The sequence below is a fragment of the Clostridioides sp. ZZV15-6597 genome (genome assembly GCF_020657815.1).
In the GTDB taxonomy this organism is placed as follows: domain Bacteria; phylum Bacillota; class Clostridia; order Peptostreptococcales; family Peptostreptococcaceae; genus Clostridioides.
This window is the reverse complement of record NZ_JAGWCT010000018.1, coordinates 1-19,057: the sequence shown is the minus strand read 5'-3', so window position 1 is coordinate 19,057 and position 19,057 is coordinate 1. Positions and strand designations below refer to the sequence as shown.

The window sequence follows — 19,057 nt, the reverse complement described above, 5'->3', positions numbered from 1 at the left end:
TCTCACACAGAAAAAGAAGCTGATTTTCAGCTTCTTTTTCATTTATATGGATTTAATAATTTAATTGTAATTTCAATATATAAAATTAAAAATACTTATTAATATTTATATTTAATAACAACCACGTAAGTAATTCTTTTTAATTAAATTTATACAAGTATTGTATAGTAGTCTCTCTTATATTTTTATTTAACAATTCAAACATATCATATCCTTCCATTGCATATTCTTTAAATGGATCTTTTTGTGCATATGATTTAAATCCTATATATTGTTTTAACTGGTCCATGGCATCTATATGTTCTACCCAATATTGATCAACAACTTTTAAAAGAACAACCTTTTCCATTTCTGTTATTTTATCAAGTCCAACTACCATCTTTTTTAAATCATAAACTCTTTTTGATATCTCATAAGTACTACTGATTATTTCTTCAATATTTTTATTATCTAAATCAGGTATTAGCAAAGTATTGGCTGGCATAAATGTATTATAAAGATATTTAAAATATCCATAGTAGTCTCTTTTTCTTTTCACTAAATATTTATCAGCTGACTCTTGTATTATCTCTTTAACCATTTTTTGAATGTCTTCATGTATATCTTCATCACTTAGAACTTTATTTCTCTCATTATATATTACTTTTCTTTGCTCATTTACAGTATCATCATACTTAAGGACGTTTTTTCTTATTTCAAAATTTTTACCTTCTACTCCTTTTTGAGCTCTTTCTATTGCTTTTGTAAGAGATTTGCTCTCAATAGAACTATTTTCATTTGGACTTGTTCGTTTCATAAGTTTTTCTATAGTTTTTCCACCATACAGTTTGATTACATCATCTTCAAGACTAACAAAGAATCTTGAGGTTCCAGGATCACCTTGACGTCCAGAACGACCTCTAAGCTGATTATCAATTCTTCTCGATTCATGTCTTTCAGTCCCTATTACATAAAGACCTCCTAATTCTTTCACTCTATTTTCTTCTTCTTTGTCACCTGCTCCTAAAGAAATATCTGTTCCTCTACCTGCCATATTAGTTGCAATAGTTACTGAACCCAATTTACCAGCTTTTGATACTATTAGTGCTTCCTTATCATTTTCCTTGGCATTTAGAACTTGATGTTTTATTCCCTCTTTCTTAAGCATACCAGACAACATCTCTGATTTTTCAACAGAAACAGTACCTATAAGAATTGGTTGTTTTGTTCTATGTATCCTTGTTACCTCTTCTACAACAGCTTGATACTTTTCTTTCTCTGTTCTAAACACTTTATCATGAAGATCTGCTCTTATAACTGGTTTGTTAGTAGGAATTTGTACAACATTTAATTTATAAATTGATTCAAATTCTCCCTCTTCAGTTTTGGCAGTTCCTGTCATTCCAGAAAGTTTGCTATATAATCTAAAGAAGTTCTGAAATGTAACTGTAGCCATAGTTTTAGATTCATCTTTTATTTCTACCCCTTCTTTTGCTTCTATAGCTTGATGTAGACCATCTGTATATCTTCTTCCATCCATTACTCTACCTGTAAATTCATCAACTATCATTACTTCTTGATTAACTACAACATAATCAACATCTTTTTCCATAAGTTTATGACCTCTAAGAGACTGATTTATATGATGATATAATTCTATATTTTCTATATCTGTAAGATTTTTAATCCCAAAAAATGATTCAGCCTTATCAATACCACTTTCTTTTAGAGATACTGTCTTATCTTTTCTATCTAATTCATAATCTTCTTCTTTTATTGTTTTTATAAATGAATTTGCTAATTCATAAAGCTTTGAATCTTCATCACCCTCTCCAGCAATTATAAGTGGAGTTCTAGCCTCATCTATAAGTATTGAATCCACCTCATCAACTATAGCAAAATTCAACTCTCTTTGTACTTTATCAAACTTTTTAGTTACCATATTATCTTTCAAATAATCAAATCCAAATTCATTATTTGTACCATAAGTAATATCGCAATTGTATTGAACTTTTCTAACTTCAGGTGTAAGATCTGCAATAATCACTCCTACAGACATACCTAAAAACTCATATACTGGTTGCATTAGTTCTTTATCACGTTGGGCTAAATAGTCATTTACTGTAACAACATGCACACCTTTACCTGTTAAAGCATTTAGATAAACAGGTGCAACCTCTACCAAAGTTTTACCTTCACCAGTTTTCATTTCTGCTATTTTCCCTTGATGAATTACAATACCTCCAATTAATTGAACTCTATATTGACGCATTCCTAATACTCTTTTTGAAGCTTCCCTTGCTACTGCAAATGCTTCTGGGAGTAAACTATCTAAAGTTTCTCCTTTTTCTAATCTATCTCTAAATAGGCCTGTCATTTTTTTTAATTCATCATCAGACATATTTTCCATATCTTTTTCTAAAGATTCTATTTTATCAACTATTACATTAAGCCTTTTTATTTCCTGCTCATCTGCTTTATCCAATATTGTATCTAAAACTGACATATTTAATTTACCTCCTTTTTTATCATACAATTACTATTATACCTTAAAATTATAGAATAGTAGACAATTATTTTTATTTATAGTATAATAATCATACTTAAATAAATTACATCTTTAATTATTTAGGTATTTCTCACAAAAAAAGGAACTATTTTTAGTTCCTTTTTTAATTTCTTTTTATAAAAAAGAGAACTTCTTCAAAGAAGTTCCCTCTTATTTATATTTTAACTTTATCTTATAATTCTAATAAATCTTTTATTCTCTTAATAACTGAATCAGCTATTCCTTTACCAACTTGAGTTAATTTCTTAGAATCATCAGAATTTGTAACTTTACTTATTGCTACTGATTGGTCAGAAGATAAACTATCAGTTGCTAAAACTATTGGAGCTTGATAGTGACCTGCTACTGCTGCTATTGCTAAAGCATCTACTAATTGATCTTCTTTTGTAGAACCATCTTTAGCAACATAGAAGTTTTTAACACCTGTTTTAATTACACTATCATCATTATCTTTTTCAAAATAAGTTTTTATAACTTCTGCATTAGTATCTTGTCTATCATCTCCACTAACTCTTTCTGGGCTCTTACCAGTAGCATCATCTATAGCATCTTCCATATCTTCAGAAACACTAGACTTTCCACCTATTATATCTACATAAGCACTTCCTATAAAGTCTTTTGCATCAGATGATAAATCTTTTCCTTTTCCATCAACTACTACTATTGGCATTTCTTTATTAGAAGCAACTGATGCTATACTCATTGCATCTGCTAATCCAGTACCACCAACTACAAATACTTTATTATGGTTTAGACCTATTTCATCAGCTATTTCTAAAGATGTAGCATATCTGTCATCACCAGATAATCTTTCAACTTTTAATCCCATATCTTTTAACTCATTTACTACTTCTTTAGATACAGAATTTTCTCCACCAGCTATATAAACAGTCTTTTTAGATGTTATTCCAGTTTTATCATCTAATCCCATTACTCTCTTTATCTCAGATTTTACTGATGAATCTAATTTATCTTTTGAAGTTAATAATAATGGAGCTTCTTTAGCAGCAGCTAAAGGTGATGCTACTAGACCATCCACTATTGATTGTGATCCTACTAATACCACATTTTCTGCTTCTTTGTAATTAGACCCAATTCCTCCATCTGCATTATAAGAATCTTTACTTATTTCAATTGCAGTTTCTATTCTATCATCACCAGCTAATACAGAATTATTTGAATAAGAATTGTTTGAAGTTCTTAATTCATCTAAAGCTGATTTTAAGTTATTCTTATTAGTAGATCTTAATGTTATTATAGCAGGAGTATCTACTCTATCACTTTCAGGTAACTCTGGCTTATAGTTAGATGATGCATATGTTGAAGCTGTATTTAATCTTTTTCCTGTAGGATAAAGAACTACTTCATAATAATCATTGTCAGTTTTTTCAAAATCACTTGCTGTTACTGTCTTATATGCATTTTCTAATTCAGTATCTTTAAATACATATTTTTTAGCTAAAGCTTGCGCTTTTTCTTTTGCATCTCCAGATATAGTAACTGTTTCGTCTGATGCTGCTATAACTGTTACATTTGATACAACTGCTCCAACTTTTTCTCCAGTTTTTTCAAAACTTAATTTTGATGTACCATCAGTAGTGTTAACTGTTATAACTGGTTTACTAAAATCATATATTTCTTTAGTACCATCAATAGATGCTACTTCTGTATCTAAAGTAGGTGCTACTTCTGTTTTTGTATCATATTTTAATTTAACTGCACCTGCTACTGCATCAGCATATGCTGCTGTAATAGTTAATGTTCCTGTAGCACTATTACCAGTCTTAGCAGCAAATTCAGATTTTGTAACTGCTGCCTTTGTAGCTGCTAAAACATCAGCACTAGTAGCTCCATCTACATAAGCTGATGTATTTGTATCATATTTTTGTAGCTTTAATTTAGCATCATTTTCTATTGAAGCTCCATTTTGATCTACAATTTTAACTGCTGTTGCAGTAGCAACTTTATCAACTACCTTATTATCACCAAGTGCTGTTAATAATGTATCATCATATTTTTTTGCTGTTCCATCTGCAACTTTTACAGATATCTTTGCATATTCTCCAGCTTTTAAATCTTTAATTTCATCTTTAACATAACTTATTTGACTTTCTACTAAGTTTGATATAGATACACCTTTTGAGTTACCTTTTTTATCAAAAAAGTTAACTGTTATATTTTGTACCCCATCTGCAACATATTTTTTAAGTATTCTTTCTATATCACTATACTTACTATTAGATACAGTGGTATTTCCATTTGGAAAACTATCCTCTGCTGCAGCAAAAACTGGTGCTGCTGACCCGATTACTGTAACGGCAGACATTACAACTGCCAAACTTTTCTTATTCATTCCTTAAATTCCTCCCAACATTATATTAATTACATCTCTTTAATTATGTACATTAAAATTTCATGTTCATATAAACCAAATATTTCTCACACTCTTATGATAGACTATATAAAATAGAATTTCAATAATTTATGCAAAATTAACAGAAGTTTTTTCCAACAAATTAACTTTTTTTTCAACATTTTAGTTTTATTTAAATTTTATTATTAATTTTAATTTTATTATTAATTTTATACGATTAATTGCCTATACATTTTCTACCATAAATACTAATATAAAGTCTAACTATTTAGAAATTCCATTGTAGCATTAACTTCACCTTGAGTAGAAACATACATTCCAAATCCAAAACTATAAAACTCTTCTTTTAACATATTCTCATTATACTTAGAAGACTTCTTCCACAAATCAAAAATAGACTTAGCTATATCTTTTGCATCTTTAGATGTATAAACAGACTTAACATTCATAGGTAAATATGCAATATTCTCATCACTTCTCATTCCAAAACCAGAAAAAATTTCAGCTGCATTTTTCCCATCAATTTCATGAGCAAATATCTTCTTTTCATCCATATACTTGGACCATGAATTTGCCATTCCAGCTAAAGAATCTAATTTTCTTAAACTCTTCTTACCTTTTTCTTTTCTATATGAGTTCACTAAATTATACATTTCATTAGAAACCATAGCCTTAAACTCATAACTATTAGGATCTTTTGTACTTGTATTTACAATTACCTTAACATTTACACTAATCTCACACTTCTGACCAAAATTATCAAAAGTACTTATTTTTAAAACATATGTACCTGCCTTACTGGTATCTACATTTCCTTCAACATTAGCCTTTAAATCATTTCCATAATAATCAGTAGCAACTATATTCAACATACTATTATCAAACTTATCCCCTACAGAAAGCTCTACATCATTAGCAGTTATTGTAGGCAAAGTATTTTTATCAGACGCAATACTCACACATTGTTCAACAACCTTCTTATCCATTCCGCCTAAAGAAGTAACTTCATCAGCTCCTCTAAGCACACTCTTATCACTTCCATCATTAACAAGTACTATAGGCTTCTCCTTAGCTAATGGAGAACCTGCCACAGCATCAACTAACTTATACCCTTGAGAAACATAAAACTTCTTTGTTCCCTTATAAAAACGTTGTATAACCTTCCTATTAGTCTCAAATCTATCCTTACCAGCAATCCTAACAGAATTAGTCTTACTTACAAGTTCATTACTCATTATCTCTTCTGACCCAAGAGAATAACATTGAACATCATCAACCTTAAACGGTATGCTCTTTCCATCAGTAAGTATTACAGGTACTCCATCTCTAGCTGCAACAGAAGATACACTCATTGCATCAGCTTCACCTGTATATCCATTTACAAGGAATACTTTATCACCTTTATTTACTGGCTTAATAGTAGAAATCTCCTTAGCTATAAGATAGCTAGTCTTTATTCTATCTTCTCCACCAATTCTTTTAACCTCAATACCCTTATTCTTAAGTTGATTTTCTACAGATTTACCTATAGTATCCTCTGTACCTATAACATAAGCATTCTTAACATCCTTTAATCTTTTTTCAACATCAGCTGGTATCTTATCTTTTTGTACCAACATTATAGGCGCTTTTGCAACTCCTGATAATCCACTTGCACTTAATCCATCTACTATAGAATTATCAGTATTTACTAATATGACTGTGTCATATATTTGTTTATCTGCTATCAATGCAGATGTCTCATATCTATCTTTCCCTTGTATCTTTTCTATACTTGAAAGTGCATTGATATTTATTGACCCTGCCATTATTAATGATACTGTCAATCCTATTGATAATATTCTCTTATCTACCTTCATAAAACTCCTCCTACCAATCTTTTAATAATTCAACTCATTATAAATTACATCCTCAGTAGTTATTCCCTTAAAATTTATAAATTCTAAAATAAAAAACATCTAAAATACCATAACCTGTAAAGTAAATAACAAAACAGATTACAAAAAGTACTTTAGATGTGATTTTAAATTTTATGATATCAGTAAATTAACAAAAAAACAAGATTTATGGTATTTTTTACAAGCTACCTTCATTACCATTTAAAAATTCTTGAGTAGCATGTACCTGACCATCAGATAATATATAAAGTCCAAATCCAGTACTATAAAAATCATCACTAAGCATATTTGCGTTGTACTCAGGAGACTTCTTCCACACTTCAAATATAGTCTTTGCCATATCTTTAGCATCTTGAGTCGTTTGAACACTCTTAGAATTAATATAAATATATGCTATATTCTCTTCACTTCTCATTCCAAATTCAGAAAATACTTGTGGAGCATTTTTCCCATCTATATAATGCGCAAAAACTTTTTTATCCATCATATACTTAGACCATGCATTTGCCATTCCTTCTAGCCTACTAGATACTACTAAAGAATCTTTCCCTTTTTCTTTTCTATAAGAATTAATTAGGTTATACATTTCAGTAGACACCATCTTTTTAAACTCTGGGCTATTGTAGTCATGAGTTTTATCGTCTAGCACTTTTATTTCTACCCTTTTTTCTGTGCTTTTCCCCCATTCATCTGTAGCCTTTAATGTTAATATATATGTACCTACTCTATTTGTATCTATAAATCCATCAATTTCTATTGGTAAAACCTTCCCAGTATTATCTTTAGCTACTATATTCAACTTACTACTATCAAACTTTTCCCCTTTATATAGCTCTGTATTTCCTATTGTGATTGTTGGAGATTGCCCATTTGACTTTGATGCGCTTACACATTGTTCTATCACCTTATCACTTAACTCACCTATAGAAGTTATATGCTTAGCTCCTTCTAACACAACTTTACTACTACCATCATTAACTAATACCATTGGAAAATCTTTAGTTAATGGTGCAGCTGCTATAGCATCTACTAATTGATAGCCATCTGATACATAGAACCTATCTACATTTTTATAAAAATAGTCAATTACCTTCTCATTGGTTTCAAATCGGTCAGTTCCTTCTATTCTTACTGAGTTTGTATTCTTAACTATAGCACTACTCATTATTTCTTCTGAGCCTATACAATACGATTGTATACTTTTAACATCAAAAGGCACACTCTTACCATCTGTAAGTATGATTGGAGCTCCATCTCTAGTAGCTACTGATGATACACTCATAGCATCTGCTTCTCCACTGTAGGCATTAGTTAATAGTACCTTATCCACTTTTTTTATAGTTGCTATTTCTTTAGCTATTAAATAGCTTGTTTTTAGTCTATCTTCTCCACCAATTCTCTCGACTTCTATATTTTTAGAATTTAATTCTTTTTCTACTGATTTACTTATAGTATCTTCTGTACCTATTATGTATACTTTTTTCACATTTTTTAAACATCTATTTGTATCTGTTGGTATCTTGTTTTTTTGTGTAAATAATATTGGTGCTTTTGTTGCACCTGACAATCCACTTGCACTTAATCCATCTGCAAGCGATTTTTCTGTATTCACTAAAATTACTGTTTCATAAGTTTGTCTATCAGCTATCTTTGCTGCTGTTTTATATCTATCTTTACCATATATTTTTTCTACTGTTGATGATGCATTTACATTTTTAAAGCTCACCAATATTAATGATACTGCTAGACCTAATGATAATATTTTTTTGTTCATTTTCATATCCCCCTGATGATTTTTATATTTTATATTTATAAAAGAAGTACTGTTTCTTTATTTTTCCTTTATTTTCTATGCATTATAAAGTATATCCTATATAAATATCTTTCGTCTAGATATTAATGTCCTATTTCGTCAAAATTTAGATAAATTATTTTTAGGTATATTTTTAATATCTTAAAACACAATCTATGTATAAAAACTATTTTATATCATATATATGTAGTTAATATTATATTATTCTTTTAACTACATTTTTACTAAAACAGCTTAAATAAAAAATAAGAATGTACTTTAGGTATATAAATTTATATATCTAAATACATTCTTATTCTAGTTCTTACTAATCTTAGTATAGTTATTTTGATTCAATTAAGCTCTTAATCTTATCTACTACAGATGAAGCTATTCCTCCACCCACTTCAAACAACTTAGATGAATTTTTATTTTTTAATGATGTTTCTTGTGATTTATCTAACGTATTTGTAGCAAGTACAACTGGTGAATTATTCTTAGCTGCCAGTGGACCAACTGCTAAAGCATCTATAAGCTTATCTTGGTTAGCAACTACAACTCCATCCAATTTAGACTGAGAATAGAATTTATCTATTACTTTAGCATTTGTCTCTTGTCTGTTTTGACCTGCTATTCTATTTTTTGATACATCTTTATTTGCTATTTTTCCGACTTGTTCAATAGCCTTGTTAGATATTTTCTCTACTCCACCAATAAAGTATACATTTGACACCTTGTTTGATTTAATAAATTGTTCTGCTTCATTATCTACACCATCTTTTTGTGTAAGTACTATTGGAGTTTTTTCCTTACCAGCTAATGATGCTATTGATAATGAATCTGCTTCTCCATTTCCTGCCCCTATATATAACTTGCTTACATTATTTGTCTTATCAATTTCTTTTGCTATATTAATAGAAGTTTGATATCTTGTATCTCCACCTATTCTTTGCACTGATATTTTTGAATTTACGCTTTTAATAGCTTCAACAACTGAATTTGGCATTGAGTTATTTCCACCTATTACAATTACTTTTGATGGATTTAATCTTTTTAGTTCCTCTACAGTTTTTTGAGGAAGTTTATCATTTGAAGATAAAAGAATTGGTGAATTTTTTACACTGGCAAGTGGTGTAGCTGTAAGCCCATCCACCATACTTCTGTCTTCTCCATTTACTATTACAACTGTATCTGATTTTGTCCAACCACTTTGAGATATTTTAACAGCAGTCTCAAATCTATCAGCACCTTTTAATTTTTTTACTGTGACATTAGATGTAGAATCACTTGAACTTCCTCCGCCAGAGTTTCCACCACTAGATGAACCACCTGAATTGCTTCCTCCACCATTATTGCCACCACTATTATCTGGTGGTAATTCGTCTGGTTTAGATAATTCATTTTCAACTATATACTCTAAGCTTTTTGGAAGTGTAACCTCTACATATTTATTTACTGTAGCTGTTCTTCCTTTACTTGTTTTTTGTGATAATCCAAGTTTTAGTATTATATTTGAGCCACTTTCTTCTGTTTCTTTGCTAACAACAGAATATTTTACTCTAATATTGTTTAGCAGATACTCAAGTGCTTCACTTTTCTCAACCTTATACTTTTCAGGGTCGTTTTTACTAGCTCCAGTTCCTCCTATTGGTTTTACTTCATTCTCATTGATAAGAGTAAATATTAAACCTTCACCAGAATCTATACTTTCATAATCAATTGTTTTATTGTTGTAAGTTACAATTTTTAAAGCTGGCTTATCACCTGTTCCATTCCCCAAAACTTTATAGCCAGCATTTGAATTACTGCCAGATTTTTTTACAGATATTCTTCCTATGTTTAAGCTACTTTCATTTAGCAAATCTTCATTTGATGTAACATATATATCTAATGTTGTTATATTATTTGCTTTATCATATGTTGAAACACAATTAGCATTTGCATTTCCACTTTTTATCTGAGCTTCTATATTATCAGACCACTTAATCTTTTGTCCTTGCTCATTATCTGCCACTTCTACTTCACCTTGTACTTTTATACTAGCTTGAAATGAATATACTATATTCTCTACTGAATCCACAGATATATCTATAGTATTTACTTTTTCATATGTTTTTGTGCCTTGTAATACTGGAGCTGCATATGCACATGTAGCACTACCAGTTATAGCTACTGCCATAGTCGACACTGCCAAAGTTCTTATAAGAGATTTTCCTTTACTCATAACACCCTTCCTTATCTACCACTAGCTAGGTGGATACAATCAAATATCCACCCAACCTTATTTATTTGATTTATAGACTATCTTAATTTTATATCTACATCCATGTGCTATATTTACTTCATATTTTATATTTAATTTTTTATTCTTTAAAATTTTTAATAGCTATTAACATTAACTATTAAATACCATAAGTATCATTTTATTATATTTAAATTTCTATTAACTATTTGTCTCTAACAATATTACCTTTTACTTTATTATTTATAGATATAATCTTCTTGTTACTTACATCAATAACATTTCTTGTAGCTTTTCTCGCTTTACTATTACTATCAGTAAGACTTATAGTCTTTAACTCATCATAATTTTTAGCTTCCACAGGTACATACATTGTATCACTTACAAATCTTTGACCTATTGGAGTATCTCCTTGAAGTTCATTATATCTATATAATTCAGCCTTAACCTTATCACTTAAAGAATCAAAGCTTTCTTTTGGCATATAGTAAACCCATGTACCTTTACTTATTTCACCTAATTCACCTTTCTCTGGTATCTCTGCAAATAAGAGTGCTTCTCCAGATATAGTTTTATTGTTTTTATCTATAAGTAATGGTAAATTAAACGCTGGATTTCCACTGTATTCTCCTGTAATTACTATTGAACCAGCTGGAATCTTAGCTTCTTCATTTTCACTTGTATTAGGGTCATCACTTTGATATATATAATCTTCTGCTAGTTTTCCAATTCCATTAGTACGAGTTTGGTCTACACTATTTACTGTTCCAATCTCTATATTGTCACCTGGAGGCCCAACTATATCCAACTCTGCAACTTCTATATTAGACTTATTGTTTGATATTAGTTTTACATATCTAGCTTGGTATGTCCAAAGTTTACCATCTTTATTAAATGTAACTCTAGCTTCATTATCTTGGTCTTTTCCTCCACCAACTAAGTCTTGTCCATATTCAAAAGTTCCTTGGCTAACATCTTCCCAATTCTTTTTATCATTACTTACTTGTATCTTGTAATTAGTTAAAGGGTTGTATGTTGTACTAGTATCTTTTCTAAGGTTGAATAATCCTTTTAGTGATAACTTTCTGGCTTCATTTTTTGGTTTTGTATATTTTAACCCTACTATAGGCAATGTCTCTTTCATGTCTACTATTATATATGGATTTTCTTCTACATTTATATCTGGGTCTTTTTGAGGGTCTTTGTTCCACTCAGCTTTACTTATTCTCTTTCCTTTATATGTTGTACTTGCATCATTATCCTTTATATTATCAATTTCTGGATTTTGTAATGGTCCATGTGAGTCATCTTCAGTCCTAATATCACCATCAGAAACAGTGTTTGTTATAAATGACCATGCTGACTTGTTTATTTTTCCTTCATCTGATAATTTTACAGTACCAACTTCAAACTCATCTGTTGGATTTAGATGATAATCGTACGCAACTACTTTATATGTGAATGCTCTATTGTTAAGAGGAGATATATTATCAGTAAATTTAGCTTGACTATTTCCTTTTGCATCTACAAATCCTACTGTTCTGTATTTTACTTGAGTTCCACTCTCACCATCTAAATAGTTTCCATCACTTCTTATTATCTCATATCCTAATATCTTATCTTTGTCTTTATCAACATCTAGGTCTATAGATATTTTATTAGATTTAACTAGAGAACCACTTTGTACTCCATCAGCAAAGCCAGCACTTACTTTAGTATCTTCTGCCATACTTACTATATTTTCATTTAAAATCTTTCTTCTAGCTTCATCATTTATATATTGTATCTTTCTAGTCTCTTTTTCGTACTTTTTACTATCCATTATACTGTTTAGCTCTGGTGTAATTTCTACTCCCCATGCCTTAAAGTAATCTCTTAAATCTTTTTCAACAACACTTGATGCCATTGCCACTAACATTTGGTCTTTTGGTAAGTTGTTTATTGGGTCACCACTTGAAAGTGCTCTGTATTTTCTTGAAATTTTAGCATAGAATGTGTCATTGCTTAAATCAGCATCTGAGTTATTCTTTAACATTGAACCAGTAAAGTCATTGTCATAAGCTAAATGTAATTGCCACAACATTCCAAGTCTCTCAAATACATTGCTCGGTATACCTAAACTGTTTGAAGTTACATGTTCATATATCTTGTCCATTGTTGAACCTTCAAGTCTTGAATGTGTCTTATCGTCAAATGTTTGAGCAAGTAAAGCAAGTACATTATTACTAGTTTCGCTATATGTCATCTTACCAATATCTGTAACATGTCCTATCTCATGACCTATTCCCCATCCAAATAAACTTCCTCCTGTAGCTTTTCCACTAGCATCTATTTGGAAAGGTACTCCATTCATAAGCCCTGGAACTGAACCATACTCTACTCCTACATGTAAACCAGAAGCATACATAAATGCTCCAATAAACATTCTTTGATATTTTATATTCATACGAGATTTAGGAGCCATATCATTTTTGGTTATGTCAAATTCATTATCATCTACAGTTCCATTACCATCTAAGTCTTGTGTCTTAAATACTCCTCTTTCAGAATATATTAAGTCCATTATTTGTTCCCATGCAAGCATACTATTGTACAATCTATCTACTTGTGTATTTAAATCAGAATTTCCTTTTGATATTCCTTGATATACAGCTGTTGCAGGAACATTTAATGTAACTTTATCACTTTCAATATCTGTAGTGTTTAATACACCAGTTGTTTCTGAATATCCATATGAATTGCCAATATTAGTTCCTGGATAATATGGTTCTCCCTTTATATCATTCTTATATTTAGCTAATTCTTCTATATAGGTTCTTATCTTTTTCTTAGATTCAGAAACTCCTTCAGGACTCTTATCATTTATCATTCCATTTAAGTTAAGATGTGGTATCTTAGTAGCCCCTGCTACACGTACCTTTATATCTCCACCACTTGGAGTATCATAAGGGTATCTTATGTACAAGCTTCCTCCACACTCTACATCTAAACTATGAAGCTTACTTAACTGAATTACGTTTTTACCAGTGTTAAGATTTATTTCTCCACTCTTATATGCACCAGACTCTCCATAGTATTGTGTGTATATTAGTTTAGGAGTTCTACCACTTTTACTTCCAACATATATCGTGATTTCATCTCCAGCTCTAGCAGCTACACCCAATGCTTGCCAGTCATTTCCCATACCTAGGTTATTAGACTTAACAGTATAGTTTCCACTCTTGTCTTTATATTTTCCTGAAACATTTATATCTTGATTTACAGTTGTTACATCAGCAAGTGTGGCTCTATCATTATATAGGTCTTGTGCTAATTTTAATTCTCTATCAATAATTGTCCTATATGGATGATATTCGCCACTCACTTTATCAGGAGTGCTAATTCTATCTTTTAATTCTGTTATTTTTTCTTGAGTTACATCTTCTTTTAATTCAACTTGTAAGTCATCTACAAATAGATTTCTTACATCTTTTTCTATACTGTCATACTCATAGAATTTAAGTTCTGATATATTAGCTTTATATGAATAAGAAGAACAAACATTTACTTGTATTTTAGTAGCATTTATTGGTTCCTTTAATCTTACCATTACATATCTATTATTATTTACAGGGTCTGTTTTTGTTTCAAAAGGTACATCCCCTAAATTATGTACTTGACCATTTTCATCCCAGTATTGTATTTCAAAGTCATTAATTGTCTTATCAGAAACATCAAAACGAGGTGTAGCCATAAAAGTATCCATAGTATAAGCTTTATCAAAAGTTATTATTGGACCTCTATTCGTTCCCTCAGCTGCATTATAGCTTGGGAATGTCCAATGTGTTGTAAAATCTCCATCAACCACATTAAATTTATTAAATGGATTTTTATCACTATATTCACTTTTGTCATATCCAGCTGGATAAGTAACATCTACTATATGATTTGTTGGTATTCCAAAGCCTGCATCTAACTTAGGAGTATTAATTAGTCTATAGTTAGGTGTTGTTGGAGCATCCACACTTTCAGTTGTTCCTATATATGTTTTAGACATTCTACTAGTTCCTAAATGATTGGTAGCTGTCATTCTAACTTCATATGTTGTATTATCCTTAAGCCCTTCTATTTTTAAACTTGTTCTACGAATAAGTTTGTCATTATATTTTGTCCAAGAACCATTAGAATTTTTTTCTCTATAATATAAATCAAAGTCTTTAGCTTGTTTATGATTTTTCCAACTTACATCAAGAGCCTTAAATCTACCTTTGACATTTATACCTTCTGGTGGTTCTGGTTTTGTATCTGGAACAACTTGAAATTCTATTATACTATCAGGACTAAATTGTATAGGCTTATAGTTTGAGTCTACATTTTCTGGAACTCCATCCAAGTTTTCTGCTGTTGCATCTTTATATCCACTACTCCAATCTCCATTTAAAGACTGTATGCTAACTCTATATAATCCATATGCTTGTATATCTCTAACATCTATAGTATTTTTACTAGTTTGTAATTTTTTAGTTGATAATACCTTTCCGCTACTGTCAATCGTATCTAATATAAGCTCATATGCTGATACATTTACTTCATTATTCCAATAAAAAGATACCTTTTCATTTCCAACAGCAGTACTAGTTGATATTTTATTGATTTTAGGTATATTCATATCTGGTTTTGGTATTTCTTTATATACATTATTTAAAAATTCAACTTTAGATATTTCTGCAAGATTTCTATCATTTGCTGTTGTAGCTGTTATTTTTATTGTTATCTTTTTTACTGCTACTTGTTTACCAAGATTTATTACTATATCGCTATCTTGAACTTCTGCATATGTTTCTACTGCTGACCTACCGTATGTAGATGTTGTAGAACTATCATATTTGCTGATATTGTCTTCTTGTTTTGATGTATCTTTGTCTGAATCAGACTTATCTGTTGATGAATTTTCTTTATCATTATTTTCTTTATCGTCATTTTCTTTATCAGTTGTATTTGAAGTTGAATCTTCTTTATCATTTTTTTCTTCTTGATTATTGTCTAAATTGTTATTATCAGACTGCTCTATATTTTCATCTTTATTATTTGTTTCTTCTTGTTCATTGTTTACTTCTTCTTGCTTCTGTTCCTCTTTCAAAGTTTCCACATATTCTTTATTTTCATAAGGAACCTGTTGAACATTACCATGTTTATCTGTAACTTCAACTATTCCTTTTGCTGGAGCATTCCCTTCAGGTGCTTTTATATTTATGACTTCCATATCAAGTGCTTCTGATAAAGCTATATCCATTACTGCTGGTTTTTCTTCTGATATCTTATCACCTGCATTTGCTGGAGATATTTTAACTCCACTATTCTCTCCACTGAATAAATCCTCTACAGTACCCTGAATATTTGTATCACTGTTTTTTTCTAATGTTACTTTACTTGTATCTACTATAGGATTGGTAGATACTATACTCTCTAGGCTTTTTGCATCTTCACTTTGACCTAAATTTTTCTGAATATAATCTAGGTCAGCAATATCTACCTTTCCATCTCTATTTAAATCATATTCACTTTTATTTGAATCTATATTTTTTAATACATCCTCATAATCACTCTTATCCACTTTTCCATCATTATTTACATCCCCCATCAAGAATAGTTCATAGTTTAAAGGTTGATTTTTATCATCTACACTTGCTCTATTGCTTAATAAAACTCTTTGTGAATAACTTGATATATCAATATTTTTAATTTCTTTACTCTTAAATCCACTTCCAGAGACTTCTACATTGTATTTTCCAACAGGTAAATTATTAAATACAATATTATAATATGATATATTTTCATCTTTATTTTTTATTTCACTTCTACTTGCAGATAGTTTTTTTATAGTATATTCTATGTTATCTGCTCCAATATTTAATGTTCCTGAATCTTTTTCTCCAAGCTTTATTATTCCGCTATTATTACTATCATCTTTTAATTCCAATTGTGTATTAGTTATACTTTCTGATTCATTATTTTTTATTGGAAGTGAAAAATTTAAATCTACTTCAAGATTCCCCTTTAACTTCTCTGTAACTGATTTTTCAACTGCCCTTAACTTCCCCTCTAATATAGGTTCTGCAAAAACGTTTAGTGGTGCACTACACATTGATACTGCTAGCACACAAGATATTGCTTTTTTCATGAAACAACAATCCTCCCTCAATAAATTTCTAATCTCTCATGAATTTAAATACTATAGTTTCAGACAATAAAAAAAGACACTCAAAGAGAATCTTAATTATAAAATAAAAAGACTTTACTCTTTTTAGCAACTGGCTGATATGGCTTTAAAAGCTTTAATCCCTATAGTTTTGCGTCATTAGGTTTCCCTAATTTTGCCATTTAATTTTCACTACTTTCTTACCCATTTTATACCATATTTAAACTTTTTGATACAATTTTTTTCTGCTAAATTATAAAAAAATAACATTTATATTATTATATTAATATAAATGTTATTTTCCATTATAATTTTATTATTTATATATTATTTTCTCACAACTATCATTTTGTATATATTTTTATTATTCTTTATATCTTCCATAAAACTCATGTGTTGCATATATATTCTTATCTCCTGTTATGGCTATTCCAAATCCCATTATTTCATATCCTTTATGTAGCATATTGGTACCTTCTTCAGGATTTGTCTTCCACTCATTAAAAATAAAATTTCCTATATCATCTGCATCTCTATTTGTGTAAACAGGTTTATCTGGAATTTTATATTTAATTATATTTTCACCCTGAACTGCAACATATCCAGGCTTAATCGCGCTCCAGTCTAAGTACTTTAAAAAAGTAGAATATGAATTTTTCCCATTTATTGTATGAGATAAAGTCTTCTTATTTGCCATTAAATTAGACCAGTCATTTGCTAGTCCCTCTAATCTACTTGCTACAGATAACTCTTTTACTCCATTTTCTTTTCTGTATTGTTTTGTAAGAGCATATACTTTTCCCTTTATTCTGTCCTTAAACGCTCTATCATTTGGATTATAGTATAATCCTTGTTGATTTGGAGAAGCTTGATTTATACATTGTTTGATTATATTCTGATTTATTCCTCCAAGTACTGTAAGTTTGTCTGCTCCACTTAAAATACTTTTATTGCTACCATTTTCCACTAAGACTACAGGAGCATTTTTTGCTATTGTAGAAGCGGCTAATGCATCTGTTAATTGTAGACCCTTGCTTAAGTAAAACTCTTTACTGTTTTTATAAAACGCTTGTATAACTCTCTTATTGGTGTCAAATCTATCTGTTCCACCTAACCTAACAGAATTTGTACTTTTGACCAATTCATCACTTATTATTTCACTAGTACCAAGTGCATAACTCTTTAATCCTGTAGTATCAAATCCTACACTATTTCCATCTGTAAGTATTATAGGAACTCCATCTCTTGCCGCTACTGATGATGCACTTATCGCATCTGCTTCTCCTGTAATTCCATTAGCTATAATTACTTTATCAATAGGCTTGATTTCTTTGATTTTCTCAGCTATTTTTACGCTCGTATCAAATCTATTCTCACCAAATATTCTTTGTACAACCTTCTTTTTTGAAAGTAATTGATTTTCAATATTTTTACTTATTGTCGATTCTGAACCTATTATATATACAGTGTTTGCTTTGTTCAGTCTTTCCATAGTAGTACTTGGAATTTGATTTTGTTTTGTCATTAAAATAGGCGCATTTAAGGCTCCAGCTAAACCACTTGCACTAAGACCATCTGCCAAGCTATTATCTGAATTAATTAGTATTGCTGTATTATAGCTTTGTTTATCCGCTATTTTTGCCGCTGTTTCATACCTATCATTACCTTTTATTTGTTCAACTGATGTCAACGCATTTACTATAGGAGTATTTACCATTACTAAAGATAGTGTAAGTCCTATAGCTAATATCTTTCTACTATTCTTCATATTATTATTTACCCCCAATATATTTTTCATATTTTTTTATCAATACTTTTATCTATTCTCAATAAAAAGTTACAGTTTTGTTACCATATTTTATATATAATACCATAGTTATCCATATAACTCAAACACTATAATTAAAGTCCCGAACCCACCAAAACGAGGCCGAACTCCGTAGCCCGCCTCTTCCTTGAAAAAAAAAAAACAAAGAAAACAAAAAATAACCAAATCAACAAGTAACAATCAAAAACAACATCTCA

Annotated in this window: 7 protein-coding genes and 1 riboswitch; all 7 genes read right to left on the bottom strand. The window is 29.9% G+C overall.

Annotated elements, in window-relative coordinates:
• Window positions 1-139: 139 nt before the first annotated feature.
• The 7 genes from secA to KGF52_RS06350 all read right to left on the bottom strand — a co-directional run bounded on the left by secA (window position 140) and on the right by KGF52_RS06350 (window position 18,800).
• Window positions 140-2,485 carry a preprotein translocase subunit SecA gene (gene secA, locus KGF52_RS06380; RefSeq protein WP_227839516.1) on the bottom strand — a complete coding sequence of 782 codons (2,346 nt, stop codon included), beginning with the start codon at window positions 2,483-2,485 and terminating at the stop codon, window positions 140-142.
• A gap of 235 nt (window positions 2,486-2,720) precedes the next feature.
• Complete coding sequence (slpA, locus tag KGF52_RS06375) at window positions 2,721-4,901, bottom strand: S-layer protein SlpA (RefSeq protein ID WP_227839515.1); 2,181 nt, start codon at window positions 4,899-4,901, stop codon at window positions 2,721-2,723.
• Window positions 4,902-5,182: 281 nt separating this feature from the next.
• Window positions 5,183-6,781, bottom strand: a complete 1,599-nt coding sequence (locus KGF52_RS06370; protein WP_227839514.1) for a cell wall-binding repeat-containing protein — start codon at window positions 6,779-6,781, stop codon at window positions 5,183-5,185.
• Window positions 6,782-6,998: 217 nt separating this feature from the next.
• Entirely contained in the window at window positions 6,999-8,600 is a 1,602-nt protein-coding gene (locus KGF52_RS06365) for a cell wall-binding repeat-containing protein (RefSeq protein ID WP_227839513.1), read from the bottom strand.
• 355 nt (window positions 8,601-8,955) lie between these two features.
• Complete coding sequence (locus tag KGF52_RS06360; protein ID WP_227839512.1) at window positions 8,956-10,836, bottom strand: cell wall-binding repeat-containing protein; 1,881 nt, start codon at window positions 10,834-10,836, stop codon at window positions 8,956-8,958.
• Window positions 10,837-11,059: 223 nt separating this feature from the next.
• On the bottom strand, window positions 11,060-17,014 hold the full coding sequence (locus KGF52_RS06355) for a M60 family metallopeptidase (RefSeq protein WP_227839511.1): 5,955 nt from the start codon (window positions 17,012-17,014) through the stop codon (window positions 11,060-11,062).
• A 122-nt stretch (window positions 17,015-17,136) separates the two neighbouring features.
• A riboswitch (cyclic di-GMP riboswitch) is annotated at window positions 17,137-17,222 on the bottom strand.
• A gap of 174 nt (window positions 17,223-17,396) precedes the next feature.
• Window positions 17,397-18,800 (bottom strand): cell wall-binding protein Cwp9, encoded by a 1,404-nt coding sequence (locus KGF52_RS06350; RefSeq protein ID WP_227839510.1) that lies wholly within the window; start codon window positions 18,798-18,800, stop codon window positions 17,397-17,399.
• Window positions 18,801-19,057 lie beyond the last annotated feature (257 nt).

Bases quoted from the DNA above. Each gene is read 5' to 3' on its own strand.
- secA (WP_227839516.1), bottom strand. From the start codon at position 2,485: ATGTCAGTTTTAGATACAATATTGGATAAAGCAGATGAGCAGGAAATA.
- KGF52_RS06370 (WP_227839514.1), bottom strand. From the start codon at position 6,781: ATGAAGGTAGATAAGAGAATATTATCAATAGGATTGACAGTATCATTA.
- KGF52_RS06350 (WP_227839510.1), bottom strand. From the start codon at position 18,800: ATGAAGAATAGTAGAAAGATATTAGCTATAGGACTTACACTATCTTTA.
- KGF52_RS06355 (WP_227839511.1), bottom strand. From the start codon at position 17,014: ATGAAAAAAGCAATATCTTGTGTGCTAGCAGTATCAATGTGTAGTGCA.
- slpA (WP_227839515.1), bottom strand. From the start codon at position 4,901: ATGAATAAGAAAAGTTTGGCAGTTGTAATGTCTGCCGTTACAGTAATC.
- KGF52_RS06360 (WP_227839512.1), bottom strand. From the start codon at position 10,836: ATGAGTAAAGGAAAATCTCTTATAAGAACTTTGGCAGTGTCGACTATG.
- KGF52_RS06365 (WP_227839513.1), bottom strand. From the start codon at position 8,600: ATGAAAATGAACAAAAAAATATTATCATTAGGTCTAGCAGTATCATTA.